The organism is Sphaerisporangium rubeum (assembly GCF_014207705.1).
Classification (GTDB): domain Bacteria; phylum Actinomycetota; class Actinomycetes; order Streptosporangiales; family Streptosporangiaceae; genus Sphaerisporangium; species Sphaerisporangium rubeum.
On record NZ_JACHIU010000001.1, the window covers coordinates 4,227,964 to 4,249,178 of the forward strand.

Annotated in this window: 19 protein-coding genes; 13 read left to right on the forward strand and 6 right to left on the reverse strand. The window is 71.8% G+C overall.

The features are described 5' to 3' along the window. Window positions 1-175 precede the first annotated feature (175 nt). The 9 genes from BJ992_RS18130 (at window position 176) to BJ992_RS18170 (ending at window position 10,395) form a co-directional block, all read left to right on the forward strand. Window positions 176-499: a phosphopantetheine-binding protein gene (locus BJ992_RS18130; protein ID WP_184982549.1), complete on the forward strand. Its 324-nt coding sequence runs from the start codon at window positions 176-178 to the stop codon at window positions 497-499. Window positions 500-507: 8 nt separating this feature from the next. Continuing rightward, window positions 508-1,824, forward strand: coding sequence for a glycosyltransferase (locus BJ992_RS33835; RefSeq protein WP_184982551.1), 1,317 nt, complete (start codon window positions 508-510; stop codon window positions 1,822-1,824). A 49-nt stretch (window positions 1,825-1,873) separates the two neighbouring features. Beyond that, the gene (locus tag BJ992_RS18140) at window positions 1,874-3,187 is read left to right on the forward strand and encodes a glycosyltransferase family 4 protein (protein WP_184982553.1); all 1,314 of its coding nucleotides are present in this window, start codon (window positions 1,874-1,876) and stop codon (window positions 3,185-3,187) included. Further along, the gene (locus BJ992_RS18145; protein WP_343072728.1) at window positions 3,184-4,110 is read left to right on the forward strand and encodes a thiamine pyrophosphate-dependent dehydrogenase E1 component subunit alpha; all 927 of its coding nucleotides are present in this window, start codon (window positions 3,184-3,186) and stop codon (window positions 4,108-4,110) included. The genes BJ992_RS18140 and BJ992_RS18145 overlap by 4 nt, the downstream gene beginning before the upstream one ends. Beyond that, entirely contained in the window at window positions 4,107-5,120 is a 1,014-nt protein-coding gene (locus BJ992_RS18150; protein ID WP_184982556.1) for a transketolase C-terminal domain-containing protein, read from the forward strand. The genes BJ992_RS18145 and BJ992_RS18150 overlap by 4 nt, the downstream gene beginning before the upstream one ends. After that, window positions 5,117-6,361 carry a 2-oxo acid dehydrogenase subunit E2 gene (locus BJ992_RS18155; RefSeq protein WP_184982558.1) on the forward strand — a complete coding sequence of 415 codons (1,245 nt, stop codon included), beginning with the start codon at window positions 5,117-5,119 and terminating at the stop codon, window positions 6,359-6,361. Before BJ992_RS18150 ends, BJ992_RS18155 begins: the two co-directional genes overlap by 4 nt. Beyond that, window positions 6,358-8,103, forward strand: a complete 1,746-nt coding sequence (locus tag BJ992_RS18160) for a condensation domain-containing protein (protein ID WP_184982560.1) — start codon at window positions 6,358-6,360, stop codon at window positions 8,101-8,103. Before BJ992_RS18155 ends, BJ992_RS18160 begins: the two co-directional genes overlap by 4 nt. Before the next feature lie 299 nt (window positions 8,104-8,402). Then, window positions 8,403-9,299, forward strand: a complete 897-nt coding sequence (locus BJ992_RS18165) for an aldose epimerase family protein (protein ID WP_184982562.1) — start codon at window positions 8,403-8,405, stop codon at window positions 9,297-9,299. 100 nt (window positions 9,300-9,399) lie between these two features. Next, window positions 9,400-10,395, forward strand: a complete 996-nt coding sequence (locus BJ992_RS18170) for a phosphotransferase family protein (RefSeq protein ID WP_184982564.1) — start codon at window positions 9,400-9,402, stop codon at window positions 10,393-10,395. A 204-nt stretch (window positions 10,396-10,599) separates the two neighbouring features. Here the strand turns inward: BJ992_RS18170 and BJ992_RS18175 are convergent, their stop codons facing one another. Together BJ992_RS18175 and BJ992_RS18180 are read right to left on the reverse strand one after the other, a co-directional pair. Next, the gene (locus BJ992_RS18175; protein ID WP_184982566.1) at window positions 10,600-11,112 is read right to left on the reverse strand and encodes a hypothetical protein; all 513 of its coding nucleotides are present in this window, start codon (window positions 11,110-11,112) and stop codon (window positions 10,600-10,602) included. A 148-nt stretch (window positions 11,113-11,260) separates the two neighbouring features. Next, window positions 11,261-12,094 (reverse strand): alpha/beta fold hydrolase, encoded by an 834-nt coding sequence (locus BJ992_RS18180; RefSeq protein ID WP_184982567.1) that lies wholly within the window; start codon window positions 12,092-12,094, stop codon window positions 11,261-11,263. Between the two features lie 244 nt (window positions 12,095-12,338). Between BJ992_RS18180 and BJ992_RS18185 the strand changes: the two genes are divergently transcribed. Both BJ992_RS18185 and BJ992_RS18190 read left to right on the forward strand, forming a co-directional pair. Beyond that, complete coding sequence (locus tag BJ992_RS18185; RefSeq protein WP_246496701.1) at window positions 12,339-13,547, forward strand: FAD-dependent oxidoreductase; 1,209 nt, start codon at window positions 12,339-12,341, stop codon at window positions 13,545-13,547. 82 nt (window positions 13,548-13,629) lie between these two features. Continuing rightward, a complete protein-coding gene (locus BJ992_RS18190) occupies window positions 13,630-14,970 on the forward strand; it encodes a class II 3-deoxy-7-phosphoheptulonate synthase (RefSeq protein WP_184982569.1) in 1,341 nt (446 codons plus the stop codon). A 248-nt stretch (window positions 14,971-15,218) separates the two neighbouring features. Here the strand turns inward: BJ992_RS18190 and BJ992_RS18195 are convergent, their stop codons facing one another. Continuing rightward, complete coding sequence (locus BJ992_RS18195; RefSeq protein ID WP_184982570.1) at window positions 15,219-15,620, reverse strand: thioredoxin domain-containing protein; 402 nt, start codon at window positions 15,618-15,620, stop codon at window positions 15,219-15,221. Between the two features lie 840 nt (window positions 15,621-16,460). Continuing rightward, window positions 16,461-17,306, reverse strand: coding sequence for a helix-turn-helix domain-containing protein (locus BJ992_RS18200; RefSeq protein WP_184982571.1), 846 nt, complete (start codon window positions 17,304-17,306; stop codon window positions 16,461-16,463). Between the two features lie 207 nt (window positions 17,307-17,513). Here BJ992_RS18200 and BJ992_RS18205 point away from each other — a divergent pair, with 207 nt between their 5' ends. Both BJ992_RS18205 and BJ992_RS18210 read left to right on the forward strand, forming a co-directional pair. Then, window positions 17,514-17,975 carry an ATP-binding protein gene (locus tag BJ992_RS18205; RefSeq protein ID WP_221474879.1) on the forward strand — a complete coding sequence of 154 codons (462 nt, stop codon included), beginning with the start codon at window positions 17,514-17,516 and terminating at the stop codon, window positions 17,973-17,975. A gap of 83 nt (window positions 17,976-18,058) precedes the next feature. Continuing rightward, window positions 18,059-18,820: an endonuclease/exonuclease/phosphatase family protein gene (locus BJ992_RS18210; protein WP_184982573.1), complete on the forward strand. Its 762-nt coding sequence runs from the start codon at window positions 18,059-18,061 to the stop codon at window positions 18,818-18,820. A gap of 6 nt (window positions 18,821-18,826) precedes the next feature. Here BJ992_RS18210 and BJ992_RS18215 read toward each other — a convergent pair whose 3' ends face one another. Both BJ992_RS18215 and BJ992_RS18220 read right to left on the reverse strand, forming a co-directional pair. Next, window positions 18,827-19,723 carry an SDR family oxidoreductase gene (locus BJ992_RS18215; RefSeq protein WP_343072729.1) on the reverse strand — a complete coding sequence of 299 codons (897 nt, stop codon included), beginning with the start codon at window positions 19,721-19,723 and terminating at the stop codon, window positions 18,827-18,829. A 160-nt stretch (window positions 19,724-19,883) separates the two neighbouring features. Next, window positions 19,884-21,194, reverse strand: a complete 1,311-nt coding sequence (locus BJ992_RS18220) for a M1 family metallopeptidase (protein WP_343072730.1) — start codon at window positions 21,192-21,194, stop codon at window positions 19,884-19,886. Window positions 21,195-21,215 lie beyond the last annotated feature (21 nt).

The following is a 21,215-nucleotide window of genomic DNA, read 5'->3' on the forward strand; positions in this document are numbered from 1 at the left end:
AACACCTGATCATCCTTGACACCTCTTCAGGCTCCTCCCTAGGGTCTTGGGAGCGCTCCCATATGCCCCCATTCCCTGCGGAACGCCGTGCTGGAGGTCCCGTGTCGCATCAACTCCGGCCGGAGAGGCCGAAACCGCACCGAAACACACCGCACCGGAACACGGGGGGACGCTCATGACCCCCACCGAGACGGCGGTCGCCGCGATGTGGACCGAACTGCTCGGCGTGACCCCCGCCTCGCCGGCCGACGACTTCTTCGTGCTCGGCGGCCAGTCGCTCGCCATGGTCCAGTTCCTCGCGCGCGTCCAGGAGAACTACGGCGTCGAACTCCCCATCGACCTGCTGTTCGGCGGCGACTTCACGGTGGCGGAGGCCGCCGCGGCGATCGACAGGGGCCGGCTCTCCTCCGCCGGCGACGACGAGATCGCCGCGCTCCTCGCGGAGCTGGAAGGCATGTCCGACGAGGACGTGCTCGCGCTCCTCGGCGAGGAGGACTGACCTCCGCGATGCCCACCATGTTGCTGGTGACGCACGGCACCGACGGCGACGTGCTGCCGTTCGTGCGGCTCGGCGGGGAACTGCGCGCCGGCGGCCACGAGGTCACGCTCATCACGCACGCGCACTACGGGCCGCACGCCGCGCGCGCCGGCCTCGGATTCGTGCCGATCGACACCGCGACGGAGTTCGAACGCACCCTCGCCGACACCCACGACCTGCTCGACGGCCTCGGGTGGCGCGAGTTCTACGAACGCAACGGGCTGTACCGGCAGATGGAGCTGGAGTTCACCGCGATGGCGGCGCGGTACCGCGCCGGGGAGACCGTGCTGGTGGGCCGGCACACCTCGGCGCTGTCGGTGCTGTTCGCCGCCGAGGCGCTCGGCGCGCCGGCCGCGTGGGTGGCGGTGGCGCCGATCCAGATCATGGCCGAGCGTGCCGCGCTGCACGCCTACCGCACCCTGCTCGACGACGGCATCGGCGGAGTGCGCCGGCGGCTCGGCCTGAGACCCATCGAGGACTGGGACGCGTGGTTCTCCTCGGCCGACCTGCACATCGGCCTGTGGCCGGCGTGGTTCGACCGCGCGGGGACCCAGTCACCCGGCAAGGTGCGCCTGACCGGCTTCCCGCTGCCGGACGAGAACGCCGAGGAGGCGCTGCCTCCGGAGGCGGAGGAGGCGCTGAGCGGCCCGGTCGCCCCCGTGCTCGTCACCGGCGGCACCGGCCGCATGCTGCACCGGCGTTTCTACGACGCCGCCGTCGAAGGAGCGCGCAAGGCCGGCCGGCCCGTGATGCTGGTGGTGCGGCACCGCGACCTGGTACCCGACCCGCTGCCGCCGGACATGACGTGGTTCCCGAGGCTGCCGTTCCGCGCCGTGATGCCCCGCGTCGCCGCCGTCGTCCACCACGGCGGCATCGGGACCCTGAGCCGCGCGCTGCGCGCCGGGGTCCCCCAGATCATCCTGGCCCACGGCGTGGACCGGCCCGACAACGCCGCGCGTCTGCACCGCCACCACCTCGCCGCCTGGCTCCCCGCTCCGCGCTGGACCCCCGAGGAGGTGGCCGCGCTGGTCACCTCCGCCACCGGCGGGGACCCGCTCGCCGCCGTCCCGGCCGGCGACGCGCCGGGTCAGGACGAGGGGACCCAGGACGGGGTGCGACGGGCCGCGGAGCTGATCGCGCCGCTCGCCGTCGCGCCGCCGGACTTCCCGGACGAGCCGGGTCCGGCGGTGCAGGCGGCGCGGCGGCAGCTGGAACGGATGTCGGCGGCGCAGCGGCGGGCCGTGGCCGAACGGCTGCGCGGCCGGCTCTCGGGACAGGAGGCGTGATGCGTCCACGGCGTCGCGCGACGGCCGTACCTGCTCGCCGGGAGGCGTGATGAGGATCCTGCTCGCGCAGAACATGTTCCACCTGCCGACGCACGGCGGGGCCAACAAGTCCAACCGGATCATGCTGGAACAGCTCGCGGCCCGGGGACACCAGTGCCGTGTCGTGGCGCCGCTGTCGGGAGCCCTGCGCCGGACGTCCCTCGACGCGCACCTGGCCTATCTGCAGAAGGCGGGTGCGCGGGTCCACCGGTTCGACGGCGACGAGGTGACCTACGAGTACCGCGGCGTGGTGGCGCACGCCGTCGTCAACCCGTCCCACCTGGCCCGGCGGGTCGGCACGGTCTGCGAGGAGCTGTCCCCCGACTGGGTGCTCGTGCCGTCCGACGACCCCGGTCTGATCATGCTCGGCGCCGCGTCGCGTGCGGCACCGGGCCGGGTCGTGTACCTGGCGCACACCTTGCAGCAGCTTCCGTTCGGGCCGGGTGCGTTCTACCCGAGCGCCGCGGGGACCCGCCTGGTGAAGGCCGCCGCCGGGGTCGTCGCGGTCAGCCGCGCGGCGCGCGACCACCTCGAACGCCACGGCGGCGTCGACGCCGCGCTCATCCACCCGCAGGTCTACGGCGGGATCACCCCGTCGACCGGCGGTACGGGTACGGCCGTGACCATGGTGAACCCGTGCGCGTACAAGGGTCTGCCGATCTTCCTCGCGCTGGCCGACGCGCGTCCCGGCGTGCGGTTCCTCGCGGTGCCGACGTGGGGTGCCACACCGGACGACCTGGCCGCGCTGCGCGCCAGGCCCAACATCGAGCTGATGGACCCGGTGGACGACATCGGCGAGGTCCTCGCGCGCAGCCGCGTGCTGGTGATGCCGTCGCTGTGGGACGAGACGTTCGGCTACACCGCCGTGGAAGGCATGCTGCGTGGCGTGCCGGTGCTCGCCGCCGACGTCGGCGGCCTGTCGGAGGCCAAGCTCGGCGTGCCGTACCTGCTGCCGGTGCGCCGCATCACCGGGTACGAGGCCGGCGCGCACGCGAGACCCGTGCCGGTCGTGCCGGACCAGGACGCCGGGCCGTGGCTCGCGGCTCTGGACCGGCTGCTCGACGACCCCGCGCACCACCAGGAGATCGCCGTACGTTCCGCCGAGGCCGCCGCCGCGTTCGTCGCGTCGCTGGACGAAGGCGCACTGGAACGTCACCTCGCCGGCCTCACCCCCGCCGCGCCGGGCCGGACCGGACCGGCCGTCGCGCGCGGCGGCGCCACGGCGCTCACCCCGCAGCGCCGCGCCGCGCTCGCCGCCTTGCTGGCGAACCGCGCGCACGCGAAGACCGCCCCCCTCTCTGAGCAAGGAGAAACAGCATCGTGACCGGCATCGCGCAGGCGTACCGCCCGCCCATCGCCGCCATCGCCGGTGAGGACCTGGACCTCCTCCTGCTCATCCGGCACTTCGAGCTCACCCTGCTGGACCTGTTCGGCGCAGGCGCGCTCAACGGGACCACGCACACCTGCCTCGGCCAGGAATACATCCCGGTGGCGCTGCGCACACTGCTGCGCGATGACGACTTCGTCTTCAGCAACCACCGGGGCCACGGCCATTTCCTGGCCCGCTACCCCGACCCGCGCGGACTGCTCGCCGAGATCATGGGACGGGAGGGAGCCCTGTGCGGCGGCGTCGGAGGCAGCCAGCACATCTACCACGAGCGGTTCCTGTCCACCGGCGTGCAGGGGGAGAGCCTGCCGGTCGCCGTCGGGGTGGGTCTGCGCCTGAAGCGGGCCGGTCACGGCGCGCTGGCGTGCGCGTACATCGGCGACGGCACGCTCGGCGAGGGCTCGGTGTACGAGGCGCTGAACATGGCGCGGCTGTGGCGGGTGCCGCTGCTGGTGATCGTGGAGAACAACGGCATCGCGCAGTCCACCCCGACCGGCCGCCAGATGTCCGGCACGGTCGCGGGCCGCGCGGCGGCGTTCGGCATCGGGTACCACCGGATCACCACCGTGGACCTGGCGTGGATCCGCGACGCGCTCGGCCCGCTGATCACCTCGGTGCGGCAGAACTCCGGCCCGCTGATCGTGGAGTTCATGACGAACCGCATCGGGCCGCACAGCAAGGGTGACGACTCGCGGCCCGTCGCCGAGCGGGAGCACGCCGAGCTGTCCGGCTGGCACCGCGCGTACGAGGAGGCGTTCCCCGGGCCGTACGCCGAGGCGGACGTGCGGCAGCGTGAGCTGGTCGCCGAGGTCGCGGCCGAGGTCGCGGCCCGTCCGCCGGTCGGCGGAGGCCCCACGTGACCCGGGCCGAGCGCGTCGTCGACAACCTCAACCGCGCGCTGCACGAGGCGATGGCGGCCGACCCCGGCCTGCACATCCTCGGTGAGGACATCGCCGACCCGTACGGCGGCGCGTTCAAGGTCACCCGAGGGCTGTCCACGCAGTACGGCGCGCGGGTGATGGCGACGCCGCTGAGCGAAGGCGGGATCGTCGGCGTCGGCGCGGGGCTCGCGCTCGCCGGGGACAAGGCCATCGTGGAGATCATGTTCGGTGACTTCGCGGGGCTGGCGTTCGACCAGCTGCTGAACTTCGCCAGCAAGTCGACCCGAATGTACGGCCGCCGGGTCGAGATCCCCCTGGTGGTGCGCTGCCCCACCGGAGGCGGCCGGGGGTACGGGCCGACGCACAGCCAGAGCCTGCAGAAACACTTCATCGGCATCCCCGGGCTGTCGGTGTTCGAGCTGAGCCCCTTCCACGACGCGCGCGAGCTGCTGCCGTACATGCTGGGGCTCGGCGAGCCGTGCCTGCTGTTCGAGGACAAGGTGCTGTACACGCGGCGCCGCTACCACGGCGACGAGGTGGACGACCTGTTCACCTTCGAGCTGATCGGGCCGCCGCCGTACACCGCGTGCGTGCGCCTGGACGACGACGCCGACCCCGACTGCACGATCATCGCGACCGGCGGCGTGACGCACCACGCGCTGGCCGCCATGCGCCTGCTGCTGCTGGAGGACGAGATCACCACCCGGCTGCTGGTCCCCGCGCGCCTGTACCCGTTCGAGGCCGGGCCGCTGATGCCGCTGCTGGCCGGGGCACGGCACGTGTGCGTGGCGGAGGAGAGCACCGCCGGCGGCACGTGGGGCGGTGAGGTCGCGCACGTGCTGCACGAACAACTGTGGGACTCGCTGCGCGGTCCGGTGCGGCTGGTGCACTCGGCGCCGGACGTGATCCCCACGGCGCCGCACCTGGAGCGCGCCGTGCTCGTGGAGGACACCGCCATCCGCCAGGCGGTGCTGGAGGCCGTGAAGTGACCGAGATCCGCGTACCGAAGCTCAACAACAACGACACGCAGTACGTGCTCGTGGAGTGGATCGCGAAGGACGGCGCCGCCGTGCGCCGTGGCGACCCGCTGGCCGTCCTGGAGACGTCCAAGGCCGCCGAGGAGATCACCGCCGAGGACGAGGGGCTGCTCGGCCACCTCCTCGCGGAAGGCGCCGACTGCGAACCGGGCCAGCTGATCGCGCGCCTCCTTCCCGAAGGCCTCCCGCCGGTCATGCTCACCCCGGCCGCCGAGCCCGCCGGCCCGTCCGCGCCGGAGGGAGGGGAACCCCTCCGCGCGCCGGGCGGGCCGGTGATCACCAGCAAGGCGCGGGCCCTGATGGAACGGCACGGGATCGGCGAGGACGCCGTCCGGGCCCTCGGCAAGAAGATCGTCCGCGAGTCCGACATCGAGTCCCTCGCCGCCGGCTCACTCGGCACCGCACCGGCCGCCGTCACGGAGACCGTCGCGGCCCTCATCGCGGACACCGTCGCGGACACCGCTGGGGACACCGCTGGGGACACCGACTCCGTCGCCGACGCGGGGCTGAACGGGGAGACGCTGCGGCTGTCGCGCGCGCAGCGGCGTACGGCGTCCGTCGTGGAGCTGTCGCACCGCACGATCCCGCCGGCGTACACCCTCATGAAGGTGGACATCGGCCCGGCGCTGGCCGAGGGCCGGGCCCGCACGGCGGAGCTGCGCACCCTGGTCGGGCCGACCGAGCTGCTGGTGCGCGCCGTCGCGGGCCTGCACGACCGCTTCCCGCTGTTCTTCGCCTCCCCAGGGGACGCCGGCACCGTGCGGACGTCGCGGGCGGCACACGTCGGCGTCACCTTCGACCTCGGCAAAGGGCTGGTCATCCCGGTCGTGCGGGACGCCGCGTCGCTCGGCCTCAAGGAGATCTCGCGCACGCTGCTGGACTTCCGCCTGCGCGCCATGCGCGGCGAGCTGCGCGAGCAGGACCTCGGCGGCGCCAACATCGTGCTGACCCTGCACAACGAGCCAGGCGTGGTGCTCGCGGTCCCCATCGTCCACCCCGGCCACACCTGCGCCCTCGCGCTCGCGGCGCCGCAACCGGAGGTCGTCCCCGATGAGAACGGCGGCTTCACGGTCCGCGAGGTGGTGCACATCGGCGCGGCCTACGACCATCGCGTGCTCAACGGCCGTGACGTGATCCTGTTCCTCGGCGCGCTGCGCGACGCCTTGGCGTTCCCCGAGGGAGCGGCGTCATGACGGTGGAGGACACGCAGCGGTCACCGGCGGGGCCGTCGGAGCAGCGCAGGGAACTGGCGGCGCGGCTGCTCGCGGCGCGGCGGCGCGGCACCGGCGACGAGGTGCCGCGGGTGCCGAGGGACGGCGGGCTGCTGGAGTGCTCTCCCGCGCAGCGCAGGCTGTGGCTGGCCGCGCAGGCCGACCGGCACTCCGCGACACCGAACGTGACGCTCGGGCTCGGGTTGTCGGGCCCGCTGGACCTGGCCGCGCTGGACCGCGCGCTCGCGGCGCTCGTCGAGCGGCACGAGACGCTGCGCACCGTCTTCGTCAACTCCGGCGGCGAGCCGCGCCAGATGATCCTCGGCCGGGTGGAGGCGCCGTTCACCGTCGTGGACCTCGGCGGCGAGCCGGAAGCCGAACGCGTCGCGCGTGAGATGGCTCTGGCCGCCGGCGGCGAGCGGTTCGACCTCACCGGCGGCCCCCTGCTGCGCCTCACCGTGTACCGGCTCTCCCCGTCCGAGCACCGCCTGCTGCTGGCGCTGCACCACATCACGTGCGACGGAACCTCGCTCGGCGTGGTGGCGCGCGAGCTCGCCACCCTGTACGGCGGCGGCGTGCTGCCGGAGCCCGCTGCCGTGCGGTACGCCGACTACGCCGCGTGGGCCGCGGCCCGCGCGCGGCCTCAGGCCGAGCGGCGGCTGCCGTTCTGGCGGGAACGGCTCGGGGACGACCCGGCGGTGTGCGTGCGCTTCCCCGCGCAGGAGCACGACCCCCGCGAGACCCGGCGCACCGGCACCGCCTCGCTCCAGGTGGGTGGGGCCCTGGTCGAGGCGCTGCGCGGCGGGGCCGCGACGCCGTTCGTGACGGTGCTCGCGGCCTTCATGGTGCTGCTGCACCGCGTGCGCGCCGAGACCGGCGGCGGCGCGGGTCCCGGCGTCACGGTCGGCACCGCGTCGGCCGGGAGAGCACGCAGGGAGTTCGAGCAGATCGTCGGCTGCTTCGCCAACATGGTGCCGGTGCGCGTGCGCGTCGACGGGAGCCTCGGTTTCCGCGCGCTGGTGGACGCCACCCGGCAGGAGCTCGGGGCGGCGCTGGCCAACGAGATCCCGTTCGACACGCTGGTGTCCGGCCTCGGCGGCAGGCGGCGTCCGGGGGTGCACCCGGTCTTCCAGATCGCGTTCATCCAGCGCGACGACCCGCGTCCGCCGGACGGCTGGGCCGGCCTTCGGGCCTTCGACTGGGGCCAGGAGGTGGACGACACCGCCTACGACCTCACGCTCACCATGACGCCGCACCACTCGGGGTACGACCTGGTCTTCACGCACCGGCTGGACCGGGTGTCGCGCCGGGCCGCCTCCGCGCTCGCCACCGCGTTCGAGACGCTGCTCACGGCCCTGTCGATCTCGCCGGACGTCCCGGTGGACGATCTCGCGCTCCCCGCGCTCGACGGCTTCGGCGGTCCGCTGACCGATCCCGACGGCCGGATCCGGCCAAAGGCGCAGGCGCCGGGTCCCGCGGACGAGGCTCTGGCCGCGGAGGCCGGCCGTATCTGGTGCGAGGTGCTCGGGGTGCCGCGCGCGGAGGCGGACGCCGACCTGTTCGAGCTCGGCGGCGACTCGCTGGCGGTCACGCGGATCACGGCGCACGTGAAGGAGCGGCTCGGGGTGGAGCTGCCGGCGTGGGTCGTCTTCGAGGCGCCGACGGTCACCGGACTGATCGGCGCGCTCGTCGCGTCGCGCGGGGAGGCCGACGCGCGGGACTGACGGCCACGGGTGGTCAAGCCGCCGCCGGCGGCCCGTGGCGAGGCACTGGGGAAGGCGCGGGACCGGGGTTCGGTGACCGCTGCCCGCGTACCGTCTGACCTGCGCGGACCTGTCCGCGAATCATGAGTGGCCACTCGGGGCCGATATTGACCGCAATAGTTGACGGTCCCGCGGAAAGCATTTAATTTGGCTCGCTATGGGAGCGCTCCCACAGGCGCCGCGTCGCGGGCCCCGGGAGGCTCCCGCACTTCGTGACACCCGGATCAGAGCTTTCTCATTGTCGATGAGAGGATTCCCTCGTGCCTCAGTACGTCCTCCGCGGTGGCGACTACCATGCCGAGATCACGCAACGGGGCGCGGCCCTGCGTGTGCTCAGGCACGGCGGACGCGACGTCGTGGCGACCTGGCCGGAGAACGGCCCCGTCCCCCACTACAGCGGCACCCTGCTGGCGCCGTGGCCCAACCGCGTCGGCGACGGCCGCTACACCTTCGGCGGCGAGACCTTCCAGGTGCCGGTCAACGAGCCCGAGCGTGGCCACGCGCTGCACGGCCTGGTCGCGTTCGCCGAGTGGACGCCGGCCGAGGTCGGCACCGTGGAGGCCGACCGCGGCTCCGCACGGTTCGAGCACGTCATCGAGCCGACCCCCGGCTACCCGTTCCGCCTCGCGCTGCAGGTCCGCTACACCCTCACCGAGGACGGGCTCACCACCACCCTCACCGCCGAGAACGTCGGCGAGCAGCCCGCGCCGTACGGCTGCGGCCCCCACCCCTGGCTCATCGCCGACGGCGGCGCGGAGACGGGCTGGAGCCTCGAACTCCCCGCCGACCGGGTGCTCCTCACCGACGACAGGCTCCTGCCGGTGTCGCTGGAGCCGGTCGACGGCACGCCGTACGACTTCCGGGTGCCGCGCGAGCTGTCGGCCACGGTGCTCGACCACGCGTTCACCGGCCTGGAGGCCGGGCCCGGCGGCACGACCCAGGTGCGGCTGCGCGGCGCGGACGGCGGCGTGCGGATCGCCTGGGACGCGGCCTCCCTGCCGTGGGTCCAGGTCTGCACCGGAACCGGCTTCGGTCACCGGGGCATCGCGGTGGAACCCATGACGTGCCCGCCGGACGCCTTCAACTCCGGCACCGACCTCATCGAGCTCGCTCCTGGCGGGAAACACGAGGCGAGCTGGACCGTCTCGGTGTTCTGACCGGACGGCCACACGCGCCGCGCTCGTGGCCGAACCACCGCCGCCGGCGGGGCCCGTGGCCGCCTGACCCGTCCACCCCCGAGCCGAAGTGATGGAAACGATGGATAGCAGGACCAAACAGCGGCTGACGACCGCGCAACTGGGCACGCTGATACGCGGCGCGCTCGGCACCGAGGTGACGAGCGCCGAGGAGTTACGGGACGGCTTCGCGAACGCGGTGTGGCTGCTGACCCTGGACGACGGCCGGCAGGTCGTGCTCAAGGTCGCGCCGCCACCCGACCTCGATCTCCTGCGTTACGAACGTGCGCTGCTGCGCACCGAGGCCCTCGTGTACCACCTCGCCGCCCCCGCCGGCGTACCGCTCCCCCGCCTGCTGCACTCGGGGTTCGACGATCCCGAGCTCGGCAGCGACTACCTGATCATATCGGCTCTCGACGGGGTGCCGTGGAACCAGGCCTCCTTGTCGGAGGAGGACGACGCCGCGCTGCGGCACGAACTCGGCCACTGCATCGCGGCCCTGCACACGGTGCCGGGTGACGGGGTCTTCGGTTACCCCTACGCCGCGCTGACCGGCCCGACGTGGCGGGACGCCTTCCTCGTGATGACCGGCGCGCTGCTGGACGACGCCGTGCGCTACCGGACCCCGCTGCCGTGCTCGCTGGTGGACATCGCCGGCGCGATCCACGCCAACGCCTTCGCGCTCGACGCGGTGACCGTGCCGTCGCTGGTCCACTTCGACCTCTGGCCGGGAAACGTGTTCCTCACCGCGGAGCCGGGGGGCCGGCCGCGCATCCAGGCCGTCATCGACCACGAGCGGGCCTTCTGGGGGGACCCGCTCGCCGATTTCGTCACCCCCACGATCTTCGGCGAGCTGCGCGACGACGACCCTCTGCTCGCCGGTTACCGCGAGGCGGGGGGCCGGGTCTCCCTGACCCCGGACGCCGTGACGCGCGACGCGTTGTACCGGGTCTACCTGTACATGATCCTGCTGGTCGAGGACGGGCCCCGGCAGTACCCCGAGGAGTCCTACGCGCGGATCCGCGACCTCGCGACGGCCGGGCTGACCAGAAGCCTCACGTTCCTCAGGCAGCGGTGACCCCCCGCTCCCTGCCGCCTGGTCCGGCGGTGCCCCACGCAGCGATGGGCCACCGGCCGCGACCAGCGCCGCCGCGGCGGTAGCGCCGCCCACGGCCCCGGCCCGCACCCCGGCCGTCCCTCTGCCATTCTCCGATCCGCACCCCGCGCGGCCGTCCCGGGACACCCCGGGACGGCCGCGCGGTCCTCGCCGATGCCGCTCATGTCAGGCGTCTGCGCGCTCGGACCGGTTGCCGGCCACGAGCCGGTCGTCGGGGTGCCGCGTCGGCTGGGTCGCACGACCCCGCTCGGCACGGTCGTCCACGCCGTCGCCGTCCCGGTCCGACGCGTGCCGTCCCGCAGGCGCGGTCGGCGCCGCCGGAGCGGGGGCCGCGTCAGGGGAGGTGCGGGGACGGGGGGTGGTGACGGTCTCCAGGCGCTGCTCCAGACGGCGCTTCTCCTCCTCCAGCCGCGCGACCCGCTCGCGCGACTCCCTGCGCGTCGCCATGAGCTGCCTGCGGCGCGCTCCCATGCGGCGCATGCCCATGGTGAAGACCATCAGCCCGAGGAGGAAGATCGCCGCGGTGGCCGCCCCGGCCAGGAAGAGCTCCAGCTCGTTGAACTGGAGAACCCGGTCGAAGACGGTGACCGACATCGCCGCGTTCCCGGTCATGTCGTTCGCCACCGCGATGAGAGCCGCGCCGGCGATCACGATCAGCAGTAGCCCCAGCAGTATCATGTGCCTCAACTCCACGTCGCTTCGAGGTGCCGGCCACTTTCGCGACCGCACCCCGACTGCCCGCGAAGCCGGCTTTCATACCTGCCGATCAGCACCGATCCGCCTGTTCCCACGGCTTTTCGTCGCGTCCGCCGGCGGGCCGTCCCGCTCAGGCCCCGCCGAGGACCTCACGCAGGCGCGGCGCGAAAGCCGCAGGGTCGTCGGCGAAGCCGATGTGGCCACCCGGGAACAGGACAGGGTCGAGGCCGAGGGCCGTGGCGAGCGCACGGGAGGTGCGGTCGCACAGCTCTTCCTTGGAGTCCTCTCCGATGCCGATCACCACACGGGTCCGTGACGACCGCAGGACGTCGAGGTCCGGCCGCCAGCGGGTGGTGGGACGCAGTTCGTGACCGAACCAGAAGTCGTCGTCCGCGAGCTGTGCCGGGTCGCGGTGCTCGCCGAACATCTGCTGGAAGACCGGCTCGGGAAGCTCGATGCCCGCCTGGGCCATGAATCTCCGCCAGGCCCCCGTGCGGTCGCCGGCCCGGTGCGCCGCGACGATCTCGTCGGTCAGCGTGCGCTGCCGTCCGGCGTCGTCCAGCAGCTCGATCAGCGGCGGCTCGTGCGCGACGAGGACGCCGACCTGCTCGGGATGCGCCTCCACCAGGGCCAGGCCGGTGACCGCGCCGCCGCTCGACCCGAGCACGGCGGCCGGGCCGGCGTCCAGGTGCGCGATGAGCCGGGACAGGTCGCCGGCCCGTATCTCGGGTGTCGAGTCCTGTTCCCGGTCGTCGACCTCGCTGCGGCCCGCGCCGCGAGGGTCGGTGGTGAGCACGGTGTGGTCGCCGGCCAGCAGCCCGGCCAGCGGCGCGAAGGCGTCCGCTCCCATGGGTGCGCCGACGAGCACCACCAGGGGCCCGGAGCCCCGCACCTCGTAGTACAGACGCGCTCCGGGGACCTCCAGGGTCCCGGCGGTGTCCGGAGTGAGTGCCGCGTGTGTCATGGATGTCCTCCTGGGACGGGTGACGGTCTCTTCGGAGAAGGGACCGTCGCGGAGCGGCGGACTCATCGGTCACTGCTGTGGTTTCCCATGACTTCGCCGTCACACTTGACGGTACGGGATTACGGGCAGGTCATAAGGTGGGTGGCTCGGTCGCGTAGCGGGAGGCCGTACGTAGCAGGAGGGGCCGCACGGCGTCGCTTTACGCGGCGGCCGGGGTGTGACAGAATTTCAACGGGTGATGAATATGTCTGGGACATGTGTGATCGCCGGCGGCGGCCCCGCCGGGGCCGTGCTCGGTCTGCTGCTCGCCAGGTCCGGGGTCGAGGTGACGCTCCTGGAGAAGCACAAGGACTTCCTGCGGGACTTCCGTGGTGACACTTTGCATCCCTCCACGTTGCAGGTCATGGACGAGCTGGGGCTCGCGGACCGCGTGGCGGCGCTGCCGCACCGCAAGACGACGGCCCTGTGGGTGTGGACCGACGAGGAGGCCGTCAAGATGGCCTCGCTCGAAGGGCTCAAGTCCAAGTACCGCTACATCGCGTTCGTCCCGCAGTGGGACTTCCTCAACCTGGTGACCGAGGCGGCCAAGGAGTACCCGAACTTCCGCCTGATCATGGAGGCCGAGGTCACGGGGCTGATCCGCGAAGACGGGACGGCCCGCGGCGTGCGGTACCGCGACGCCGAGGGAGAGCACGAGCTGCGGGCCACGCTGACCGTCGGGGCCGACGGCCGCGGCTCCGACGTGCGGCGCGCGGCGGGTCTCGTGCCGGTGGAGCACGGCGCACCCATGGACGTGGTGTGGTTCCGGCTGCCGCGCGACCCCGGCGACTTCGAGGACACGTTCCTGCGGATCTCGCCTGGGGCGATCATGGTCGCGATCAGCCGCGAGACCTACTGGCAGCTCGCGTACGTCATACCGAAAGGCGCGTTCGAGGAGCTCAAGGCCAAAGGGATCGAGGAACTGCGCGCGTCGGTGGCTCGCCTGATCCCGTTCCTCGCCGGCCGCACCGGCGAGCTCCAGGGCTTCGGCGAGATCGGCGTGCTGCGGGTGGCACTCAACCGGCTGCGCCGCTGGTACCGGCCGGGGCTGCTGATGATCGGCGACGCGGCGCACGCCATGTCCCCGGTGTTCGGCGTCGGCATCAACCTCGCCGTCCAGGACGCCGTGGCGGCGGCCAACGTCCTCGCCGAGCCGCTGCGCGCGGGACACGTCCCGGTGGAACTGCTGCGCAAGGTGCAGCGCCGCAGGACACCCCCCACGATGATCACGCAGTTCGCGCAGCAGGTCGTGCAGGACCGGGTGATCAGCCCGGCGCTGACCACGGGAGGCACCACCCGGATCCCGGTGGACCCCACGCGGGTGCCGATCGCCGGCGCGGTCCTGCGCAGGTTCGTCGGCCTCGGCGTCCTGCCGGAGCACGTCCGCACCGAGCCTCACCCCTTCGCCGGATGAGACGGAAATCTCACCTCGTGGTTTTCTCGCCAGTTGGACAGTCATCGGTGACAGCCCCTCCGGTGCAATAGCCTGTGTAGTCGTGAGCGCCGAACCCATCAACCTCGAATCCTGGCGGGACCTGCCCGCCGCACAGCAGCCGGACTGGCCCGATCGCGCCGCGCTCGACCGGGTCGTCACCGAGCTGCGCGAGCTGCCGCCGCTGGTGTTCGCCGGCGAGTGCGACGAGCTGAAGGACCGCCTGGCCGCCGTGGCGCGGGGAGAGGCGTTCGTCCTGCAGGGTGGTGACTGCGCCGAGACGTTCGCCGGTGCGACCGCCGACAACGTCCGCAACAAGCTGAAGACGCTGCTGCAGATGGCGATCGTCCTCACGTACGCCGGACGCGTCCCGGTCGTCAAGATCGGCCGTGTGGCGGGGCAGTTCGCCAAGCCCCGGTCCAAGCCGACCGAGGTGCGCGGCGGCCTCGAGCTGCCGGCGTACCGCGGCGACATGGTCAACGGCTTCGACTTCACCGCCGAGTCCCGCACCCCCGACCCCGGCCGGCTGCTGCGCGCCTACCACTCCTCGGCCGTGACGCTCAACCTGGCCCGCGCCTTCACCAAGGGTGGGTACGCCGACCTGCGGCAGGTGCACGCCTGGAACCAGGACTTCGTCGCCGAGTCCCCCGCGGGCCGCCGCTACGAGCAGCTCGCGCGCGAGATCGACCAGGCGCTGGCGTTCATGCGCGCCTGCCGGGCCGACCCCGAGGAGTTCCACACCGTCGAGTTCTACTCCTCGCACGAGGCCCTGATCCTCGACTACGACCACGCGCTCACCCGCATCGACTCGCGCACCGGCCTGCCGTACGACGTGTCGGCCCACATGGTCTGGATCGGCGAGCGCACGCGGCAGCTCGACGGCGCGCACGTCGAGTTCTTCAGCCGCATCCGCAACCCCATCGGCGTCAAGCTCGGCCCCACCACCACCCCCGAGGACGCTCTGGCGCTGATCGACAAGCTCAACCCCGCCAACGAGCCCGGCCGCCTCACGTTCATCGCGCGCATGGGTGCCTCACGGGTGCGCGACGCGCTTCCCCCGCTGGTGGAGAAGATCCGGGCCAGCGGCGCGCAGGTCGCCTGGATCTGCGACCCGATGCACGGCAACACCTTCGAGGCCCCGAGCGGCCACAAGACCCGCCGCCTCGACGACGTCATCGACGAGGTCACCGGTTTCTTCGAGGTCCACCAGGCCCTCGGCACCCACCCCGGCGGCATCCACATCGAGTTCACCGGCGACGACGTCACCGAGTGCGTCGGCGGCGGCCACCCCATCGTCGAGGAGGACCTGGCCCTGCGCTACGAGACCGCCTGCGACCCGCGCCTCAACCGCGGCCAGTCCCTCGACCTCGCCTTCCGCGTCGCCGAGCTCTACCGCTCCACCTGACCCGCACACACCAAGGGCCCTCCCGCCGGGAGGGCCCTGCCTGCGTCTCACGTGAACACTCGTCTTCTCGGCCCGGCGCCTCGAGCGGGTGTGACGACCCTGCCCCGTCTCGGTAGGGCGGCTGGTCTCATGACGACGACTGTTTCCCGCTCTTGATCACGGCACGTGAGGTAGGCGATGACGCTCGTCCCCTCTGGCGCCTGGAGCCGGGACGACGACCGTTCCCCGGCTCCCGGCACGGCGTGAGGTCAGGGACGGCTGCCGTCCGCCGGGCCCTCGGCGCGGCCGGAGTCGATGTCCTCGGAGATCTCCTTGCGGATGGCCTCCATGTCGAGTGCGCGGACCTGCCGGATGAGGTCCTCGAGCGCCGGCTCGGGGAGCGCGCCGGGCTGCGCGAACACGACGATGCCGTCCCTGATCGCCATCACCGTCGGGATCGAGGTGATCTCGAACCCCGCGGCCAGGCCCCGCTCCGCCTCAGTGTCGATCTTCCCGAAGGTGATGTCGTCGTGCTTGGCCGACGCCTTCTCGAAGATCGGCCCGAACGTCCGGCACGGCCCGCACCACGAGGCCCAGAAGTCGAGCAGCACGATTCCCTGCTGGTCGGCGATCTCGTTGAAGTTCGTCTCGGTAACCGCGATGGTCGCCACGGGAGGCTCCTCGTCTCTCATCTCTTCGTGTCGGCTGGCATAACCACATACCCGGCCCGATGATTCCACACCGCTGTTTCCCCACCGCTGGTTCCGCGCAGCTCCTTCGGCGCGGGGCCGTCCGGCGTACGCGGCCCTGGAGGGCCCGGCGTTCCACGACGGCGCTTCGCCTCCGGCCGTGCGGTCAGTCGCGCATGTCCTGCCGACCCCCCGCGCCAGACCGCTTCCCGATCCCCCTCCATCGCCGACCGCAGATTGGCCAGGGTCCGTGCCGCGAACACCCGTGGTGGGCCGGCGTGGATGGTCACAGGATCGACCGGCACGTCGGTGGGTATCTCCACAACGGAACGGGGCTGCGTGACGGCGGTCAGCGCCGAGGATGTCGCCGTGATGGACGGCAGCAGGCCACCGGCCGAACCTCCACCGTCGACCTGCTCTTCCCCTGCCTCAGGCAAAGTCTCGATCCAGATCACACGGAAAAGCCCGGCATTGCCGGGCTTTTCGGTGTTCTCCTACCGGTGAATCCTCATCGATGCCGACTTAAGTGGCCATTCTGAGCAAACACCTCTTAGTCCCGCATAACGGGCCACTCATACCTGGTCGCATGTACGGGGCTACATGTACCGGTCTCATGTACCAATTTCTACATAACGGTCAAATGGAACGGATGGCCATGCATCGCGTGCGGCCGTATCCGCTACGAGCAGCTGCTGGCCAGCTTCTGCGTGGCCGCACTGGCCTGGCTGCTCAGCTTGCCGAGCTCGTTCGCCGCCGCGGCCGGGTTCGCCGGGTCGATCTTGATCCCGCCCCAGGTCGCGGACAGCTCCGCCAGCGTGGACTTCAGGTCCCCCTCGGACGTGTCCGACAGGCTCTTGAGCTTCGCCGACAGGTCGGCGTTCGCCTTGTTGAACGCGTCCAGGTTGCCGGCACCCGCCGCGGCCTGGCGTCGTACTTGAGACTAATCGTGTGCACCTCGTCGGCACGATCTGTTACTCGGCCATTGAGTGAGTCATCCAGGTAAGCCGCATCTCGCTCACCCGCCACCTGCGCGAGAGCGAAAGCTCCAGCTAACCCGGTGGTCGCCCCGATGCCGACTGGTACGACCTGCAGTGTGACGCGTGGATGCCTGACCATTTCAAGTAGATGCTCCAATTGCCGATGCATCACCTCGGGCCCACCGACCGGACGGTTCAGCACTCCCTCATCGATGATCGCCGCGACGATCGGCGGGTCGGGACGCTCGAACACCTTCTGACGCTGGATGCGGGCGGCGACCAATTCCTCGGCCTCCCGCTCCAGTACCCCTGGTTCGGTGCGCAGGACAGCGCGAGCGTACTCCACCGTCTGCAGAAGCCCCGGCAAGACCAACGGCTCCCACAGCCGCAGGACCCGGGCCTCCGACTCGATCTTCGTCCAGGGCCGGAACCAGCGCGGGGACGACTTCGCGCAGGCCGCCAGCAAAGGGGCGAGTTTCCCGTCCGCTCCCAGCGCGGCCTCGCAGCGCAGGACGAAGTCCTCGGTCGGTGAGCGTTCCGCTCGTTCCACGAAGCCGACCATGGAACTGGAGAACTGGATTCTGTCCGCCAGTTCGTCCTGGGTCCAGCCGGCCGCCACCCGCAGGCGTCGTAATTCTTCACCGAGACGAGCCTCAGGCGTATTCGACATGTCCCGTTTCTTTCGTGGCATCGAATGCCTCCTTCCCGGCTACACCTGTGGTGGTCACCACCAGGAACGACGCCACCGAAGTGTCGCGCGGGTGTCGCGGGACTTCGGTGGCCGGATCCGATTCCCAGCATGCACCCTTGGATTCCCCGGCGGCAGGAAAACGCAAATCATTTCTCCGCCGACCGTAAAAGCCCGAATCAAAACAAGGGCAGAAAAGGACAAATCCCGATGCGTCCGATTCCTTTCCGCGCGACACTCATCGGCGAGCTGGAGCTCCCCCGGATCACCAGCTCCCCCGGCGCCGCGCGAGACGCCGTGGACACCTGGCTCGGCGACGACCACCCGGCCGGGTTCGACGTCCGTCTCGTCGTGTCAGAGCTCGTCACGAACGCCGTCCGTCATTCGGACCTGCCGGCGGCACACGGGGTCCACCTGCGGCTGTACGACCTCGGCGGCCTGATCCGCGTCGAGGTCCAGGACCCCGGCGCGGTGCGCACCACGCCGAAGGCCGAGACGGCGGGGGACGACTGGACCCGGGAGGGAGGCAGGGGGTTGTTCATCGTCGAGCAGTGCTCCACGCGATGGGGGGTGGATTATCGGCCGTCGCCGCACGGGTGCCTGGTCTGGTGCGAGATCCTTTCAGGCACCGGTGAGCGGTTTGTCGGCGACGATCATCGGGGTACGACGTAGCCGAGATCGGTTTCGCTCGTCCGCACCCCCGGCCGGCGTCGAGGTCCCTCCGCCGGGACGGGTGCCGCTGTAAGGAGAAACCAATGCGTCTCCGTCCGCCGGCCCGTCTGGTCCTCGTGCTGGTCGGCGTCGCCTCGCTGATGACCCCGGCGTACGCCACGGCCGCGCGGGAGTACCGGGTCCTCCAGCTCAACCTGTGTCACGGCGGCCTCAACACCGCTTGTTTCAGGGGAGCGGCCACCATACGGGAGGCACTCCAGGTCATCACGGCCAAGCGGCCCGATGTCGTCTCGCTCAACGAGATCTGCAGGGAAGACGTGCCGGAGCTGGCGGCGGCCATGGGTGGCGGGTTCGGCACGTTCGCGCCGGCGCGGCGGCCGGACGGCACGCCGTCCCGGTGCACGAACGGGGACGAGTACGGGAACGGGCTGATCTTCCGGTCGTCCGTCGCAGGAGAGGTGTCGTCCGCCGTGTACGCCGCTCAGGACGGCGGTCCGGAACGGCGGGTGTACGTGTGCGTGGAGTATCCGGATCTGATCGGGTGCGCGACGCATCTGTCCACTAAAGGCGGCGTCGCCAAGGCGCAGTGCGCGGCCGCGATCGGCCTGCTGCGCGGCAGGGCCGCCGCCGGGAAGCAGACCGTTCTCGCCGGTGACTTCAACCTCAGGTACGCGTCCACGGTCGGGCCGGACGTGCAGGACTGCAACGCGCCGCCGTTCTACCGCAAGGGAGACGGCTCCGTGCAGCATGTCTTCGCGGCGAATGTCGGGTACGTCCGCACCGAGACGACGTGGCTCAAGTACACCGACCACCCGGCGCTGCTCGTCGTGCTGAACCGTCGGTGAGGAAGGTCAGCGGAAGTCGCCGGCGTGGTCGGCGGCCCACTGGCGGAACGGTGTCGCCGGGGCCCCGGTGACGTCCTCGACGGTCGTGGTCACCGGTTCGGGGGTGGCCTCCATGGCGGCGTGCGCGTCCAGGATGTCGCCGGCGACCGACGGCGGCATGCCTTGCGCGGTCATGGCGCGCAGCGCGGCCTCCCTCGGGAGTTCCTGCCAGTGGAGGGGACGGCCGATGGCCTCTCCGATGACGGTGACCTGTTCGATCTGGGTGAGGACCTGCGGGCCGGTGAGTTCGTACCGCGCGCCGTCATGACCGGTGCCGGTCAGCGCGTGTACGCCGACGGCGGCGATGTCGCGCTCGTGGATGAGGGGCCTGGCCGCCTTGCCGTGCACCCACCGTACCGTTCCGGTGGCGCGGATCTGCGGGGCCCACATCAGGGTGTTGGCCGCGAATCCTCCGGGACGCAGGAAGGTCCACGCCATCCCTGACGTCTCGATCAGGTTCTCCATGCGCGCGTGCGAGCCGAGAATCGTCCCTTCCGACCACCCGATCCGGGAGACGCCACGCGCGGACACGTAGACGACGCGGCGGACGTGCGCGGCGATCGCCTCGACGGCGGCGGCCGCGGCGTGGTCGGCCGACAGAGTGGGCCAGACGAGGAACACCGCCTCGATGTCCTTCAGCGCGGGGCCGAGGCCGCGTGGATGGGCCAGGTCGCCGTGGACGACTTCGGCGGCGGACGGCAGGCGGGCCGCGGCACCCGGGTCGCGGGACAGCACCCGGACGTCCGCGCCTGCCGCCAGCAACCCCGATACGGCGTGCCGTCCCACGCGGCCCGTGCCTCCGGTGACCAGGATCACGACAATTCTCCTTCCGTCCATGACACTCAGGAGACCAGCGTGAAACATCAACCTTGGTTGAGGTCAAGTCGTGGACGGCTCCCACGGGGACGGAGAGAGTCCCGGCCCGCGCGGGAATTGGGCCGCTTTCGTACCGGCCACTCGGCCAGCCGGCCCTGCTCGTCGTGCTACCCGGTCGTGAGCGGGGTCGCGACGGAGCCTCGCGGGGTCACTGGAGCGGCGGGAGGTTTTCGGTGCGGAGCCACGCGGTGAAGAGGGGGTCGAGCGGTGCGGCGGAGTAGCGTGCCGCGAGGCGGGTGAAGTCGGCGGTGGTGACGGTGGCGTGCTGGTAGGTGGCCGTCCATTCGCGGAGCAGTGCGAAGAACGGGTCGTCGCCGAGTGCGTGTCTGAGTGCGTGCAGGGTAAGGGCTCCGCGTTTGTACACGCGGTCGTCGAACAGGCGGCGGGGGGCGGGGTCGGCGAGGGGGAAGTCCTGGGGCAGCGCGGCGAGTTTGCGGTGCCAGCGCGCGGCGTGCGCGGCGGCGGGGTCACCGCCTGAGGCCTCCGACCACAGCCATTCGGCGTACGTGGCGAAGCCCTCGTGCAGCCAGATCTCGCTCCAGCAGCCGAGTGTCAGGCTGTTGCCGAACCACTGGTGGGCCAGTTCGTGCGCGACCAGGCGTTCCTCGCCGCGGCGGCCGTCCACGTGGTTGCGGCCGAAGATCGACATGCCTTGCGCCTCGACGGGGATCTCCAGGTCGTCGTCCACCACGACCGCCGTGTACGACGCGAAGGGGTAGGGGCCGAAGAGGCCGGTGAACAGGTCGATCATCTGGCCCTGGCGGGAGAAGTCGGTCCGTGTGCGCGCCACGAGCCGCGGCGGGTGGAACACCCGCTGCGGCACCGGGCCCGGGAGGTCGGTCTGCTGGTACCGGCCGATCTGCACGCTCGCGAGGTACGTCGCCATCGGCTCCGCCTGCTCGTACACCCAGGTCGTCGTGGAGCCGGCGCGGCGGCGGGTGACCAGGTCGCCGTTGGCCACCACCGTGTACGCCGAACCGGTGGTGACCGTTATGCGGAAGGCCGCCTTGTCGCGCGGGTGGTCGTTGCAGGGGAACCACGACGGCGCGCCGGTCGGCTGGCTCGCGACGATCACACCGTCGGTGAGCCGGTCCCAGCCGAGGCCGCCCCAGCGGCTCTGCGCGGGCCGCGGGGTGCCCCGGTAGTCGACCTCGACGACGAACAGCGTGCCTTGCGGCAGGCCGCGCGCCGGGACGACGCGCAGCTTGTCGCCGCGGTGGGTGTAGCGCGCCGGCACACCGTCGACCACGACGCCGGCGACCCGCAGTGCGTCGGACAGGTCGAGCGTGAACGCGTCCAGGGGGACGGCCGCGAACGCCGAGATGATCGCCGACGCGCGCAACCGGCCGGCACCCACCCGGTAGTCCAGCGACAACTCGTACCGCTCGGCCCAGTACCCGTCGTTCCCGCGTTCGGGGAAGTAGGGCCGGCGGGACGTGCCGGGTGGTGCCACGCTCACGTTTCGGTCATGCCTTCCTGA

Excerpts from the sequence above, each read along its gene's own strand:
- BJ992_RS18170 (WP_184982564.1), top strand. The coding sequence starts at position 9,400 with ATGGATAGCAGGACCAAACAGCGGCTGACGACCGCGCAACTGGGCACG.
- BJ992_RS18160 (WP_184982560.1), top strand. The coding sequence starts at position 6,358 with ATGACGGTGGAGGACACGCAGCGGTCACCGGCGGGGCCGTCGGAGCAG.
- BJ992_RS33835 (WP_184982551.1), top strand. The coding sequence starts at position 508 with ATGCCCACCATGTTGCTGGTGACGCACGGCACCGACGGCGACGTGCTG.
- BJ992_RS18210 (WP_184982573.1), top strand. The coding sequence starts at position 18,059 with ATGCGTCTCCGTCCGCCGGCCCGTCTGGTCCTCGTGCTGGTCGGCGTC.
- BJ992_RS18140 (WP_184982553.1), top strand. The coding sequence starts at position 1,874 with ATGAGGATCCTGCTCGCGCAGAACATGTTCCACCTGCCGACGCACGGC.
- BJ992_RS18175 (WP_184982566.1), bottom strand. The coding sequence starts at position 11,112 with ATGATACTGCTGGGGCTACTGCTGATCGTGATCGCCGGCGCGGCTCTC.
- BJ992_RS18130 (WP_184982549.1), top strand. The coding sequence starts at position 176 with ATGACCCCCACCGAGACGGCGGTCGCCGCGATGTGGACCGAACTGCTC.
- BJ992_RS18215 (WP_343072729.1), bottom strand. The coding sequence starts at position 19,723 with ATGTTTCACGCTGGTCTCCTGAGTGTCATGGACGGAAGGAGAATTGTC.
- BJ992_RS18180 (WP_184982567.1), bottom strand. The coding sequence starts at position 12,094 with ATGACACACGCGGCACTCACTCCGGACACCGCCGGGACCCTGGAGGTC.
- BJ992_RS18205 (WP_221474879.1), top strand. The coding sequence starts at position 17,514 with ATGCGTCCGATTCCTTTCCGCGCGACACTCATCGGCGAGCTGGAGCTC.
- BJ992_RS18200 (WP_184982571.1), bottom strand. The coding sequence starts at position 17,306 with ATGCCACGAAAGAAACGGGACATGTCGAATACGCCTGAGGCTCGTCTC.
- BJ992_RS18185 (WP_246496701.1), top strand. The coding sequence starts at position 12,339 with ATGTCTGGGACATGTGTGATCGCCGGCGGCGGCCCCGCCGGGGCCGTG.